Here is a 13,326-nt window from a genome sequence, read left to right on the forward strand (position 1 = left end):
CGTCCTGATCGCCGTGATCGGTGAGTGGCTGTGACTGCCGGGGGCGTCGGCCCCGCATGCCATGCTGACCGCGGTCAGGTTGAACGGGGCGAGGGGAGATCGTACAGATGGGTGCCCGGTACTACGGCGCCGACAGCGAGAACGGCGACCGCGTCGACGACCCGTCCGAGGACGCGCTGTTCATGCTGATCAGCGACCTCAACGACTCCGACAACACCTTCGTGGTCGTCCAACCTGATGAGGACGACCCCGTCTGGTTCGCCTCAGTGGCCATGCTGGACGAAGACGGCTACGAGATCGTCCGCCGCGACACCACCCGCAACGAGCACGAGGTCACCACCTCGACCAGCATCAACGACATCGCCCGCGACCTCACCATCTGGATGGCCGCCCGCGGAATCAGCGCTCGCCAGCCCCGATCCCACCCCGGCGTCGGACCTCTGCGGCCTCCTCCCGCGCCGCGGTTGCCTCGGCTCTGGCCCTGAGCCGGTCCTCCTTGAAGACCAGCGCACCGGCCAACGCGTCCAGGGCCTCAGCGATCCTCTCCCGCCAGTCAGCGAACTCGACGAAGTCGGCATCGGACGGCTGCCGCGACTTCACCGAGCGGAGATGACGCAGGGCGTGCTTCAGCACGGGGTCAACCACGAGGCTTCTTTCGATCGGTACGCGGTTGACCCCATCGTGCACCACTTTCAAACACGCCCTAGTCGCCGACGTCCCGGCTGCGGAAGTCCTGAAGGGTTTCGCGCCGCACCAGCAGCCGGGCCGTGCCGCCGTCCACCGCCACCACCGGGGGCCGGCCGACCATGTTGTAGCCCGAGGCCATCGACAGCTGGTACGCGCCCGACACCGGTACGGCCAGCAGGTCCCCGGGCCGGACGTCCTCGGGCAGCGACACGTCCGCGGCGAGGACGTCGCCCGCCTCGCAGTGCCGGCCCACCACCGTGGCCGCGCACGGCTCGGCGGCGGAGCGGCGGCCGACGAGCCGGGGCGCGTAGCGCACCCCGTACAGGGCCGGGCGGGGGTTGTCGCTCATGCCCCCGTCCACGGCGACGAACGTCCGCGCGGCGCCGCGCTTCACCGCGAGCACCCGGTACAGGGCCACCCCCGCCGGCCCCACGACCGCCCGGCCCGGCTCGATCGCCAGCCTCGGCACGGCGAGACCCGCCGCCGCGCAGCTCGCCACCAACTCGGCACGCAGCCGGCGGGCCAGCGCGGTCAGGTCCAGCGCCGCCTCGCCGGGACGGTACGCGACGCCGTGGCCGCCGCCCATGTCCAGCTCGGACAGCACCACCCCGTGCGCGTCGCGGACGCGGGCCATCAGCCCCACCATGCGCCGCACGGCGGCCACGTACGGTTTGACCTCGGTGATCTGCGAACCGATGTGGCAGTGCAGGCCCGTCAGTTCGAGCCGCGGTTGGCTCAGGATCCGGGCGATGGCGTGCTGCGCGGACCCGTCCGTCAGGGACAGCCCGAACTTCTGGTCGTCGGTGCCCGTACGGATCTTCTCGTGCCCGCCGGCCATGATGCCCGGCACCACCCGCACCATCACCTTCTGCGGGCCGCCGGTCCCCACCGCCGCGGCGAGCCGGGCGATCTCGGACGGGCTGTCGATGACGATCCGGCCCACCCCGAGCCGCAGCGCCGCCTCCACGTCGTGCGGCGACTTGGCGTTGCCGTGCAGCAGCACGCGCTCCGCCGGGAAGCCCGCCGTCACGGCGAGTTCGAGCTCGCCCGCCGAGCACACGTCCAGCCCGAGCCCCTCCTCGTCGATCCAGCGGACCATGGCCCGGGACAGGAAGGCCTTGGCGGCGTACAACACGTCGGCGTCCGGGAAGGCGTCCCGGTAGGTGCGGCAGCGGGCCCGCACCTCGCCCTCGTCCAGCACGTACACCGGGGTCTCGAACCGGTCGGCGATCTCGGCGAGGGACACCCCGCCGACGGCGAGACCGCCCTGCGGCAGCCGGCGCGCCGAGGCCGGCCAGACGGACAGGTCGTCGGCGTCCGCGCGCGTCTCCGAGGCTGCGGTCACGGTCATGACGGCCCCCCTCAGACGCTGTGGACGGTGAGCCGGTCCGACCGCACGGCCGTCGGAGCGGCCGCGGGAGCCGACAGCGTCGGATCGACGGTGATCAGCCGCGCGCCCAGCGGCTCGCACAGCTCCCGCAGCAACGCCTCCGACAAGCGCACGCACCCCTGCCGCTCGCCGAGGGTGGCCGTGAGCCGCTCCCTGCGGGTGAACCCGACGGCCGTCCGCGCGCCCAGCGGCGTGCGGAACAGGCGGATCACCGCCCCGCTCCCGTCTCCCGGCCGGACGGGCACGTACAGCAGCCCGGCCGGGATCCGTTCTTCGGGCTCGGGGTCTTCTTCGTACCGGAACAGACACATGGGGCTCTCCCTGGGGAACCGCGGACGATGGTCGGCGCTCCGGTCGCGGGGAGGCGGTCGGAGCGCGTCACCGAAGCTATCCCCGCCCCCGCGTCCCGCGCGCCGCCCCCTGACGCGACCTTGACGCGGATCGGCCGAGTCCATACACGTCGCTGACGGCCGGCGGGCCGCCGGCCGGCGCCCGCGTCAGGGAAGCGTACGGGTCCGGGCCCCCGGCGTCAGAGGACCGTCAAGGCGGCTGCCGGGCATCCCTCCCGCGTCGTTCCATGGGCCGCGAACGCCGAAGTGGGGCGGGCGGACGACAGGAGGGCGGGGCAGCCGTGCGAGGACGGGTGGTGGCGGGTACGTGCGGATCCCTCGGGAGCCTCACGGCCCTGCACCGGGCGGCGGAAGAGGCCCGAACGAGGGACGCCGAACTGTGGGTCGTATTGGCCTGGCAGCCACCCCTCGGCGGTCCGGGCGGCCGGGGTGGCGGCGGGACCCCGCTGTTGACGGGCTGCCGCGAGGGGGCCGTCCGACGGCTGCGCGAGATCCTGCGCACCGCCTTCGGCGACGGCCCGCCGGGCGTGACCCTGGCCGGCCTCGCGGTCCGGGGAACCCCGGGCGCGGCGCTCGTCGACACCGTCCGCGACCCCGGCGACCTGCTCGTCGTCGGCACGGGGTCCCGTACGCCGCTGCTGCGGGCCCTGTGCCCGTCGGTGTCGCGCTACTGCCTCGCCCACGCCCCGTGCCCGGTCCTCGCGGTGCCGCACAGCCCGCTCCAGGCCGACCTGGAGGCCGTGCACCGGCGGGGCGGCCGGCGTCGACCGCTGAACGTCGCGGACCTGACGGGGTGAGCGCCCCGCCCGCGCGGACCGCCCCGCGCGCCGGCTACCGGTCCGCCGCGTCCAGGGCCGGGGTCAACCGGTTCCAGGGGTTGGGCAGTTCGCCGGTCACCGGCCCCGAGACCGCCGCGCCCCGCTCGCGCGCGGTGCGGACGGCCAGCGGGACCAGGGCCTCGGGCACCCCGTAGACGAGGTGGCAGAACCGCTCGGGCGGGAGCCGGCCCGTCCACGACGGCCGCGTGAACGCCGAGACGTACGTCGACCAGTGCCCCTCGAAGGTGACGGTGAGGTCGGCGAGCCGGACGTAGCCGGCCGTCGGGTGGACCCCCGGGTTCAACACCACGGTCGTCACCCCGAGCCGGCGCAACGACCGGACCAGCCGGCGACAGCCGGCCAGTCCCTCCCGCGTCGCCGTCACCCGGTCGAGGAAACAGCCGTCGGCCCCGTACCACTCCCGGTAGCGGCACATCTCCTGGATGATCTCGGCCTGCCCGCGGGACCCGTAGTCGGTGTCCACGTACGCCAACAGCCGCGCGCCCGCCGTACGCAGAGCCGAGGCCGCCGCGGCGAACGCCGGATCGGGGCGCGCGCCCGGCCCGTCGGCCGGATTGAGCACCACCCCGTACGTGGCGGCGGCGCCCGTGATCAGGCGGTGCCAGGCTCCGGGGTCCTCGGCGGGGTGCACGTACAGCGGAACGAGCAGGCTCATGGGCTCCCGGTTCCTCCCGCGGCGGTCGCCGCCCACAGCGTGGCGAGCGTGTCGTCGAGGCCGTGGGCCGGGCGCCAGCCGAGGGCCTCCTCGGCGGCCGTGATGTCGGAGCACTGCCACGACACCTGGGCCGAGCGGGCCGACCCGCCGGCTGCCTCCTCGATCCGGCCCCGGAAGCCCGCCCGCGCGGCCAGGACCCGCACCAGCTCGCGGACCGGCACGGCCCGACCGGCGCCGATGTTCAGTACGGGCGGCAGCGGCCCCGGCGCGGTCACCGCGAGCGCAACCGCCCGGGCGACGTCGCGCACGTCGACGAAGTCCCGGTGCGCGGACAGGTCGCCCAGCCGGAGCACCGCCTCCGGATCCGGGCCGGCCTCGCGCAGCAGGGCCGCGATCCGGCCCGGCAGCCCGGTCGGCGGGGCGCCGGGCCCCACCGGGTTGCCCACCCGCAGGACCACCCCGTCGAGCCCCGAGGAGGCCACCGCGACGGTACCGGCGAGTTTCGTCGCCCCGTACGGGGTGACCGGGCGGGTGGCGGCCCACTCGGCCACCCGGGTGTCCGGTTCGCCGGGCCCGTACTCGGCGGCCGAACCCAGGTGGACCAGGCGCGCGGCGGGCGCCGCCTCGCGCAGCGCGGCGCACAGCGCGGCGGGACCGCGGGCGTTGACCTCGGCGAGCGTCACGGCGTCGCCGCCGGTCGCGCCCGCGCAGTTGACCACGGCGTCGGGCGCCGCCGCGGCCAGGGTGTCCGCCAGCCGCTCGGGACGGTCGGCGGCGAGGTCGAGGCCGAAGTCCGCGGCGGGTGAGCGACCGCCGTCGAACACCCGCGCGCCCGGGAGGGCGCGCAGGTGGTCGACGACGTGAGCGCCCAGGTAGCCGGTACGGCCCAGGACGAGAATGCGCATGACGTGCTCAGGCTCCCTTGAGCAGCAGGGACTTGCGGGTGGTGAACTCGGCGTTGGCCCGGTCGTAGTCGTCGGGGCGGCCTATGTCGAGCCAGTAGCCGTCGAACGCGTAGGAGTGGGGCAGGTTCTGACTGCGCAGCAGGTCCAGGACGAGTTCGTCGAAGCCGAGCGGCAGGCCGGGGGTGTAGCCGTCCAGGGTGGCCCGGCTCAGACCGTACACGCCCATCGAGACGTGGTAGTCCATGCTCGGCTTCTCGGTGAAGCCGATCACGCGACTGGCGTCGGTGGTCAGCACGCCGAAGTCGATGTGCACCTTGCGGGGGTAGGTCGCGATGGTCAGGGGCGCCCCCGAGGCCTCGTGGCTGCGCAGGACGTCGGCGTAGTCGAGGTCGGTGAGGACGTCGCCGTTCATCACGAGGAAGTTCTCGGGGAGCCGGTCGCGCAGGTTCAACAGCGGGCCGATGGTGCCGAGGGGGCTCTCCTCGGTGGCGTAGTCGATGCTCATGCCCCACTGCGAGCCGTCGCCGACGTAGGCCCGGATGATCTCCCCGAGGTGGCCGATGGCGATGGTGCAGCGGGTGAAGCCGGCCCGCGAGAGCTGGCGCAGCACGATCTCCAGGATGGCGTGCTGGTCGCCGATGGGCACGAGCGGCTTGGGCAGGGCCGTGGTGTAGGGCCGCAGCCGAACGCCCTTGCCGCCCGCCAGGATCACTGCGTACATGGGGTCTCCTCCTTGGTCGCGTGGGGGGACTTCGAGTGACGTGGGTCGTGGGTGAACGTCGGCGGAACGCGTGGGGGTCAGATGTTGTAGATGCCGGTCTTGTAGCGGCTCAGGTTGGCCGGGTCGCGGAAGAACTCGACGGTGTGCGCGAGGCCCTGCTCCAGCGTGTGCGCCGGCTGCCACCCGGTGGCCTCGACGAGCCGGCTCGCGTCGGCGACCAGGCGCATCACCTCGGAGGCCGGCGGGCGCAGGCGCGCGTCGTCCTCGCGGACCTCGATCGGGGCGTCCATGACCTTGCCGATCAGGCCGACCAGGTCCGCGACGGAGATCTCGCCGCCGGTACCGGAGTTGAACGTCCGCCCCACCACCCGTTCCGCGGGGGCGGTGCCGACGGCGAGGAAGGCCTGGGCGGTGTCCTTGACGTAGCTGAAGTCGCGAGTGGGCCGCAGGTCGCCGAGGGTGATGACGCGTTCTCCGGCTGCCACCTGGCCGATCACGGTGGGGATCACCGCCCGCATGGACTGGCGCGGCCCGTAGGTGTTGAACGGGCGCAGCGTCACCACGGGGGTCTCGAAGCTCGCGTGGTAGCTGTCGGCCAGCCGGTCCCCGCCGGCCTTCGAGGCGGCGTACGGGGACTGGGTGTTGATGGGGTGGTCCTCGGTGATCGGGACGGTCTGCGCGGTCCCGTACGTCTCGCTGGTGGAGGTGTGCACCAGGCGGGGCGTGCCGAGGGAACGGACGGCCTCCAGCACGTTCAGGGTGCCGGTGACGTTGGTGTCGACGTAGCTGTGCGGCGCCCGGTACGAGTAGGGGATGGCGATGAGCGCGGCCAGGTGGTAGGCGGCCTCGGCGCCTTCGAGCAGGCCGCGGACGGAGCCGGGGTCGCGGACGTCACCGAGGACGATCTCGACCTGGTCGAGGACGTCCGGCGCCAGGGTCTCCAACCACCCGTAGGAGGAGAAGGAGTTGTACTGGGCCATGGCCCGGACGCGGTAGCCGCGGGCGACCAGGGCCTCGGTGAGGTGGGAACCGATGAAGCCCTCGGCTCCCGTGACGGCGGCGAGCGGTGCGGAAGTCAACTGCCTTGCCCTTCTGGTGGATGGGACCCGCGTCCGGGGACGAGGGGCGGAAACAAGCACGAACAACGACGAACGATGACGAACGACAATGAACGGAACGAACGGTGACGAGCGGGGGCGAAGAGGAAAGCGGGGACGGAAGCGGGGAGCGGGTGGACGCTCCCCGGCCGGCCGTCAGGTGTGTCGGGCCGGCCGCCCGAGGATCCACAGCGCACAGCCCGCCAGCAGCAGCGCCGCCGGACCGAAGGCCAGTGGCAGGACCGTCGGGCCCGGCGCCAGGCCGAGCGCCGTGACCGCGCCGGCCCCGCCCGCCGCCGCCGTACAGATGACGGCCGGCGGCCAGGCCACCCCGAAGGCCTGGAGCAGCAGCGCGGTCCACAGGGTCGCCGCGAGCGCGAGCAGCGCGACCGGGGCGGCGCCCGTCAGCAGGGCCACGGGCAGCAGGAGCACCACGTACGCCGACAGGCACAGCGCGAGCACCCCGGCCGACCTCAGCAGGAACCCGACGGGTGTGGCCGCCGCACCGAGCGCGGTGACGGACAGTCCCCGGAAGCGGTACAGCAGCCATTCGGCCGGCCCCATGCTCACGGTGAGGGCGATCACCGCGTACGGTTCCTGCCGCCCCTCCAGCAGCACCAGCACCGCCGCCGCCAGGCCGAACAGGCCGTACGGCAGGGAGCGCGACAGCCGGGGCCGGGGGCCCGCGTCGGCCGCCGCAGGGGCGGCGTGGGCGGCGCGCAGCGACCGGGCGGCCGCCCCCAGCGTCGCGAGGAGCGCGAGGACGGGGAGCCCCGTACGGATCACCGGCCCCGGCTCCCACCACGGCAGGACGGCCCCGCCGGCGATCAACGGGGTGAGCGCCGCCAGCAGCAGGCGCTCGCGGCCCAGCACCAGCAGGACGCCGGCCGCGGCGAGGTAGAGGGACTGCGCGGCCGCCGCCCAGATCACCGGCCCGCCCCCGGCGGGCACCGCCGCGGCGGCGGTGGCGCACAGGGCCCCGACCGGGGCTCCCACCAGCAGGGTGCGGCCCGCCTCCCGACGGCCGGTCACCATGCGCAGGTAGGCCCGGTGTCCGAGGGCCTGTCCCCAGGCCCAGGAGACGATGCCGGCGACGACCAGCGCGCCGGCGTGCCGGCCCGGGTTCCACAGCGGCGCCGTCAACAGGTACGCCAGGCCGGGCAGGGCGAACAGCACCCCGCGCAGCAGGCATCGCACGTGGTCCGGTCGCCACGGGTCGGGCCCCTTGGAGGGTTCGACGAAGACCCGGGGCACCCGCTCGAACAACGCGGCCGCCAGGGAGAAGATGTTCGGGTGCCCGTACCGTTCCCGGATCACGTCGGCCGAAAGGCCGTCCGCCTCCAGCAGCGCGGCCACCTCGTAGGGGTGGACGGCCGGGCCGACGCGGTCGGCCAGTTCGGCGGCGAGCCGGCTGACCTCCTCCTCGTTCGGTCCGAAGGAGGGCAGCCGCAGGGTGAGGGTGGCGTCGGTGCGCTGGTGTCGCGGTGCCCGCCGGGTGTCGGCCAGCCGCAGCGTCAGCGTGTCCTGGTTGGACCCGCCGGGTTCGAGTGACATCGGCCCGCTCATCCGGCCAGACTCCCCGCTCCGGCGCCGCCGCCGGTCCCGGTCCCGGTGAGGACCCCGCCGGCGGGCACCGGCCCGACCGACGCCGGTACGCCGCGCACGCCGACGGTGCCGGCGGAGGCCGCCGGGACCCGCGCCAGGCGTGCCGCGCGGTCGAGTTCGGGCAGTTCCAGGTAGATGGAGCGGAAGGTGTCGATGGTCTGGCGCAGGGTGAACTGCTCGATGACCCTCAGCCGCGCCGCCTCGCCCATCGAGGCCCGGCGCCGCGCGTCCCCGAGCAGTTCCAGGGCGGCGCCGGCCATGGCGGCCGGGTCGCGCGGCGGGACCACGAGGCCCGCGTCGCCGACCGCCTCCCGCACCCCTCCCACGTCGGTCGAGACGGTCGCCCGCCCGCAGGACATGGCTTCGATGAGGGTGAAGGGGAAGCCTTCGCTGATGCTCGACAGCATGACGACGTTGCCCGCGGCGTAGGCGTCCTTGATGTCGTCGACCCGGCCCTCGAAGGTGACGGAGTCCGCGTGCCCGAGGTCGCGGGCCAGCGCCTCGCAGCGCTCGCGGTACGCCTCCCCGCCGCGCGGGGTCCCGCCGAACAGGCGCAGCCGGGCCTCGGGTACGCGTTCGCGGACCAGGGCGAAGGCGCGGATCAGCGTTTCGAGGTCCTTGATCGGGTCGACCCGGCCGGCCCAGCTGAGCGTCGGCACGTCCGGTTCCGGCCCGGCGGGCGGGAAGGCGGCGGGGTCGACGCCGTTGTAGACGGTACGGATGGACTGCGGGTCGGCGCCGCCCTGCTCCTCCCACAGCCGGTTGTAGCGGTTGCCGGGGGTGATCAGGGCGGCCCGGCGGTAGCTCTCCTCGGCCAGCAGCCGGAAGAAGCCGAGGACGACGGCCTTCACCGGCCAGCGGTACGGGGCGGTGCGGTAGCCCAGGTAGCGCTCGCGCAGGTAGACGCCGTGTTCGGTCAGGAGCAGGGGGACGTCGTGCCGTTCCAGCGCGGCCAGTCCGGGCAGGACGGCGACGCCGCCGCTGACGGCGTGCGCGACCCCGTGTTGCGGTGGGGGAGCGGCGAGCGGGCGCAGGGCGTGCTCCAGCAGGGAGGTCGCGGTGAGGGCGTCGTGCAGGGTCGGCCGGGCCTCGCGCACGGCGAGCCCGGGGCGGTTCCAGACGGCGGACAGGACGGCGATGGCGCGGTCGCCGCGCAGGAACGGGCCGAGGGCGCCGTCGGCCGCCGCGTGCGCCATCGTGTAGAGCGCGGGCGCGAAGCCGGCCTCGGCGCACGGGTCCAGCAGCGAGGTCACGAAGCGTTCGTAGGCGTCGGACAGGCGTCGGTGGGCGCGTCCGCGCGGGGCGCGGCCCTCGGGCGGGGTGCCCCACATCGGGACGGCCCGGACGCCCAGGACGTGCCCGGGCAGGTCCCAGACCACGGGTTCGCGACCGGTTCCGGTGACCGCGATGACCTCGAAGTCGATGTCGGGCATGCCCTGGACGAGTTGGTCGCACCAGACGCTGACGCCGCCGTGACTGTGGGGATACGTGCCTTCGGTGAGCAGGGTGACGCGCGTCGCGCCGGGGCGTCGCGCGCCGTGGTGAACGTACATGCGGGTGCTCCACGGCAGGTGTGTGGGGGTGGGTCGGACCGGTCCCGGCCGCGTGGTGGCGGCGGCCGGGACCGGCGTACGCCGTCTCAGCGCCGGTCGGTTTCGGCGCCGGACTCCCGTACGGCCGCGGGGACGTGGGTGCCCGGGGCGGGGGCGACGGCCGGCGCCGACTGCGGCGCGGTCACGGCGGACGGGGCCGCGGGCGCCGACGCGGGCAGGGCCAGCGTCAGCGGGGTGCCCGTCGAGGGGGTCCAGCCGGAGACCTGCCCGGCGTACGGGCTGCCGTACGCGGCGCCGGTGGGGCCGCCCTGCCGGGTGCCGGCGGGCAGGGTCGCGGTGACGTCGAGCCCGGCGGGGGCGGTGACGGTCACGGTGTCGCCGACGCGGTAGGCGGTGACCTGCCCGGCCTTGACGGCGGCCTTCCAGGCGCCGCGGCGCTGGAGTTCGAGGCCGGTGTCCTTCATCCGCTGGTTGACCAGGGGCGTGTTGTCGGCGAAGAGGGCCTGGTAGCCGTCGATGACGCCGTTCAGCACGGGGTAGGCGAGGCGCTCCTCGGCCAGGTTGGACTGGTGGATGAAGTGCGGCTTCGGATCGTTGGACAGGACGTGCCCGAGCGCGGTCCGGGTCTCGATCGGCACGATGTGGCCGGCGTACGCCGTGGCCGGGTCGAGCGGGGCGGGCAGGCAGGTGGTGGTGTCCGCGTGGTCCTCGCAGATGCCGCTGCCGCCCTGGGCCCGGGAGGTGTAGATCCAGTTGTACTCGTCGACGGCCTCGGCGGCCTTGCCGACGTTGTAGTACACGTTCACCGGGTAGCGGGCGACGGTGGCGGCCGAACCGACCCGGCGCTGCTCGGGGTCGCGGGAGTTGTCGGAGGCGAGCCACTTGATGCCGGTGCCGGTCAGGGAGAGGGCGAGGTTGGGGTTGTCCTGGGGCTGCTGCGGCAGGACGGCCATGCCCGAGTGCTCGCCGGTGACCAGTTCGTCGTTCTGCAGGGGCAGCCCGAAGCTCTGTCCCCAGACGCGGTTGAGGACGATCTCGTCGTCGATGGCGGTCCGGCTGACCCACTTGGTGCCGCCGCCCGGGTTCGTGGCGCACCGCCACGGGACCACGCTGGTGTCCTGTTCGCAGCCGAGGAAGGCGTGCGTGTAGGTGTGGTTGATCCAGCGGAACTCGGCGCGGTCCGCCTGGAGCCGGTCGGCCAGCTCGTCGACCCCGTTGTTGTCCTCGCGCTGGTCGAGGCTGCCGGCCCCGTTGTAGACCATGTCGAGGGTGAAGTCCTTGGAGTCCTGCCAGGACTTGGCGTACGAGGCGTCCGCGGCGGTCATCCGGATGGGGTTGGGCGTGCCGGTCCCGGCCGCGCAGTCGACGTCGCCGGGGGTGCAGTTGAGCACGGTGTCCCAGCGGTCGTCCGCGGCGAAGACGTCGTCGACGTGGACGGCGAAGTAGTTGCGGGAGGCGCCCAGGTGCACGCCGCCGGTCATCCACTCCACGATGCCGCGGGCCAGCAGCCGATACTGCTGCTGGTAGCGGTTGTAGACGAAGGTGACGACGAGTTCGCGCCGCCCGTCGTGCCGGTACTCGCCGACCAGGGATCCGCGTCGGGCCGTGCCCGGGATGGGGGCGTCGACGTACGGGGTGAAGTCCGCGCCGGGGGCGGGCTGTGCGAGGTAGGCGTAACTCTCGCCCACGGTGGGGGAGTTGTCCTCGAAGGGCACCGCCCCTTCGAGGTAGCCGAAGGGCCCGGAGCGGCCGGCGGCGGTGACCTGGGCCTGGACGCCGTCGACGCTGCCGGCGTAGCCGCCGGGGACGAAGTACTGGAGGCCGACCTGGGGGCGCGCGTACGTGTAGGCGTCGACCTGCGGGATCGAGTACGCCTGCTCGTAGGCCGCCAGGGCCGTCATCTCGGTGGAGCCCGCCGAGAACGGGTTGTCGTTGGGCAGCACCACCGCCTGGTACTTGGCGCGCGGCCGGCCGTCGACCGTGTCGGCGAGGAAGGCCGGGTCGATGGTGGGCCGGTCCGGGCGGGTGAGGTCGATCTGCGTGTACGGCGTCCCCGCCGATTCCAGCTCCGCCGTGATGGCCTGCACGGCCGGTCCGCCGTCCGTCACGACCAGCACCCGCAGGTCGACGCGGGGTGTCGTGGTGTCGGCCTGGGCCGTGCCCGCGGGCAGGCCGAGCGCGACGATGAGTGCGCCGACCGATAACGCGGCGGTGCGTATCCTTCGCTTCATGCGGTGAAGTCCCCTCCCCGGGCAGGGGTGAGCACGCTTCGCACGAAGCGGACGCTCCCCCATGGCGCGACGCCGATGTCCCCCTCAGAAACCGGTCGTCGACGCATCCGTCGCGTCACATGGTGGTGCCTGTGTGTAGCTTTCGTGGTGATGTCGCGAAAACCGACGAAAAAAAGTAGGTGCCCAAAGGGCGTCGATCCGGGACCGGCCGGTCTTCGCGGGGTCGCCGGCGGACCTCAAGCGGAAGCCCGCGGCGGCTCGATGGCCGGTCCGGGCACGAACGCGGCACCGGCGGACCGAAACGGTCCGCCGGTGCGGCACTTCAGAGGTCCAGACCACTCGGGTATCGGCGGGCGGCGCTTTCCGGCCACCTCCCCGTGGCGTGGGACCGAGCCGAACCGTCAGGCGCAGAGCACGCGGGTCTCGGGCGTGTAGGCCGGACCGCCACTGGTGTTCGTGCTGTCGCTGAACTCGGCGTAGTAGTAGGAGTAGAAACCTATGTTGCCGTTGCAACCGGAGTCGGCGGCGACCTGGAGGGTCAGGGTGACGGTGCGGCTCTGGCCGGGCGGGATGGTGGCGCCGTAGTTGGTGCCGAGGTCGGACGGACCGGTGCCGGAGCAGGACGTGGCGCCCGTGGGCGTCGCCAGGCTGCACCCGGTGAAGCTGTACTTCAGGTCGGGGCGCTGGGTGGTCAGCCAGGTCGGGCTGATCGTCTGGTAGACGAACCAGATGTCGTAGGTCTTGTTGTTGGTGAGCGTCATCGAGAGGTTCACCGTGCCGCCGGGGGTCACCGTGGCGGAGTTGGAGGTGAACGTGAGCGCGGCCGGCGCGGGGTCGGCGCTCGCGGCCGGGGCGAGGCCGAACAGGGCCAGGACGAAGGCGAGGACGGTGGCGAGGCCGAGGCGGCTCTTCAGAGGTGATCGCATGGCCCGGGAGGCTAGGGCCGCCTCGAACACGCCGTCTGCCCCTCGGGGGGCGGGGGCGCGGAGAACGGCCGGAAGTGCGCGCCCTGTGAAGGTCCCGCGACGAACCCGTGGCGGGCGGTCACGGAACGTGTACCGGCAGTCCACGGGCAGTGTCGGGTGGTGTCCGACGGGGCGCACGGTGCCGGACGGACCCCTCGCGCCCCGGACGAGTGATTGGCGCGTACGTGTCACCACCGCGGCCCGGAACGTCCCCCACCGGTTCGCGGCCCACCCTACCGGCCCCGCGCGCGGGTGCCCGACGCCGCCCCGCCGCCCCGCCCTTCGGCGCCCGATCCGGCCCGACGGCCCGTCAACCGGACGATCTGCG

12 protein-coding genes are annotated in these 13,326 nt (G+C 73.9%); 2 read left to right on the plus strand and 10 right to left on the minus strand.

The annotated features are described in order from the left end of the window. Positions 1–107: 107 nt before the first annotated feature. Positions 108–485, plus strand: a complete 378-nt coding sequence (locus ACZ6ZI_RS37325; protein WP_469528864.1) for a hypothetical protein — start codon at positions 108–110, stop codon at positions 483–485. A gap of 218 nt (positions 486–703) precedes the next feature. Here the strand turns inward: ACZ6ZI_RS37325 and lysA are convergent, their stop codons facing one another. Together lysA and ACZ6ZI_RS37335 are read right to left on the minus strand one after the other, a co-directional pair. Next, positions 704–2,038, minus strand: a complete 1,335-nt coding sequence (gene lysA, locus ACZ6ZI_RS37330; protein WP_469528866.1) for a diaminopimelate decarboxylase — start codon at positions 2,036–2,038, stop codon at positions 704–706. A gap of 11 nt (positions 2,039–2,049) precedes the next feature. Next, on the minus strand, positions 2,050–2,388 hold the full coding sequence (locus ACZ6ZI_RS37335; RefSeq protein ID WP_363062271.1) for an SAV_915 family protein: 339 nt from the start codon (positions 2,386–2,388) through the stop codon (positions 2,050–2,052). Between the two features lie 320 nt (positions 2,389–2,708). On the opposite strand from ACZ6ZI_RS37335, the gene ACZ6ZI_RS37340 reads away from it, so the two are divergent. Next, a complete protein-coding gene (locus ACZ6ZI_RS37340; RefSeq protein ID WP_469528868.1) occupies positions 2,709–3,224 on the plus strand; it encodes a universal stress protein in 516 nt (171 codons plus the stop codon). Between the two features lie 34 nt (positions 3,225–3,258). Here ACZ6ZI_RS37340 and ACZ6ZI_RS37345 read toward each other — a convergent pair whose 3' ends face one another. The 8 genes from ACZ6ZI_RS37345 to ACZ6ZI_RS37380 all read right to left on the minus strand — a co-directional run bounded on the left by ACZ6ZI_RS37345 (position 3,259) and on the right by ACZ6ZI_RS37380 (position 12,959). Then, positions 3,259–3,921, minus strand: a complete 663-nt coding sequence (locus tag ACZ6ZI_RS37345; protein WP_363062267.1) for a spherulation-specific family 4 protein — start codon at positions 3,919–3,921, stop codon at positions 3,259–3,261. Beyond that, positions 3,918–4,826 carry an NAD-dependent epimerase/dehydratase family protein gene (locus ACZ6ZI_RS37350; RefSeq protein WP_469528870.1) on the minus strand — a complete coding sequence of 303 codons (909 nt, stop codon included), beginning with the start codon at positions 4,824–4,826 and terminating at the stop codon, positions 3,918–3,920. The genes ACZ6ZI_RS37345 and ACZ6ZI_RS37350 overlap by 4 nt, the downstream gene beginning before the upstream one ends. Before the next feature lie 7 nt (positions 4,827–4,833). Then, positions 4,834–5,547 (minus strand): nucleotidyltransferase family protein, encoded by a 714-nt coding sequence (locus ACZ6ZI_RS37355; protein ID WP_469528872.1) that lies wholly within the window; start codon positions 5,545–5,547, stop codon positions 4,834–4,836. 77 nt (positions 5,548–5,624) lie between these two features. After that, positions 5,625–6,626, minus strand: coding sequence for a GDP-mannose 4,6-dehydratase (locus ACZ6ZI_RS37360; RefSeq protein WP_469528873.1), 1,002 nt, complete (start codon positions 6,624–6,626; stop codon positions 5,625–5,627). Between the two features lie 174 nt (positions 6,627–6,800). Next, positions 6,801–8,210 (minus strand): hypothetical protein, encoded by a 1,410-nt coding sequence (locus ACZ6ZI_RS37365; protein ID WP_469528875.1) that lies wholly within the window; start codon positions 8,208–8,210, stop codon positions 6,801–6,803. Further along, entirely contained in the window at positions 8,207–9,802 is a 1,596-nt protein-coding gene (pelF, locus tag ACZ6ZI_RS37370; RefSeq protein WP_469528878.1) for a GT4 family glycosyltransferase PelF, read from the minus strand. Before pelF ends, ACZ6ZI_RS37365 begins: the two co-directional genes overlap by 4 nt. A gap of 86 nt (positions 9,803–9,888) precedes the next feature. Then, a complete protein-coding gene (locus ACZ6ZI_RS37375; protein ID WP_469528881.1) occupies positions 9,889–12,033 on the minus strand; it encodes a hypothetical protein in 2,145 nt (714 codons plus the stop codon). 401 nt (positions 12,034–12,434) lie between these two features. Then, positions 12,435–12,959 carry a hypothetical protein gene (locus ACZ6ZI_RS37380; RefSeq protein WP_469528883.1) on the minus strand — a complete coding sequence of 175 codons (525 nt, stop codon included), beginning with the start codon at positions 12,957–12,959 and terminating at the stop codon, positions 12,435–12,437. Positions 12,960–13,326 lie beyond the last annotated feature (367 nt).

Source organism: Streptomyces sp. NPDC103540 (genome assembly GCF_055584445.1).

Excerpts from the sequence above, each read along its gene's own strand:
- ACZ6ZI_RS37325 (WP_469528864.1), top strand. The coding sequence starts at position 108 with ATGGGTGCCCGGTACTACGGCGCCGACAGCGAGAACGGCGACCGCGTC.
- lysA (WP_469528866.1), bottom strand. The coding sequence starts at position 2,038 with ATGACCGTGACCGCAGCCTCGGAGACGCGCGCGGACGCCGACGACCTG.
- ACZ6ZI_RS37335 (WP_363062271.1), bottom strand. The coding sequence starts at position 2,388 with ATGTGTCTGTTCCGGTACGAAGAAGACCCCGAGCCCGAAGAACGGATC.
- ACZ6ZI_RS37345 (WP_363062267.1), bottom strand. The coding sequence starts at position 3,921 with ATGAGCCTGCTCGTTCCGCTGTACGTGCACCCCGCCGAGGACCCCGGA.
- ACZ6ZI_RS37350 (WP_469528870.1), bottom strand. The coding sequence starts at position 4,826 with ATGCGCATTCTCGTCCTGGGCCGTACCGGCTACCTGGGCGCTCACGTC.
- ACZ6ZI_RS37355 (WP_469528872.1), bottom strand. The coding sequence starts at position 5,547 with ATGTACGCAGTGATCCTGGCGGGCGGCAAGGGCGTTCGGCTGCGGCCC.
- ACZ6ZI_RS37365 (WP_469528875.1), bottom strand. The coding sequence starts at position 8,210 with ATGAGCGGGCCGATGTCACTCGAACCCGGCGGGTCCAACCAGGACACG.
- pelF (WP_469528878.1), bottom strand. The coding sequence starts at position 9,802 with ATGTACGTTCACCACGGCGCGCGACGCCCCGGCGCGACGCGCGTCACC.
- ACZ6ZI_RS37375 (WP_469528881.1), bottom strand. The coding sequence starts at position 12,033 with ATGAAGCGAAGGATACGCACCGCCGCGTTATCGGTCGGCGCACTCATC.
- ACZ6ZI_RS37380 (WP_469528883.1), bottom strand. The coding sequence starts at position 12,959 with ATGCGATCACCTCTGAAGAGCCGCCTCGGCCTCGCCACCGTCCTCGCC.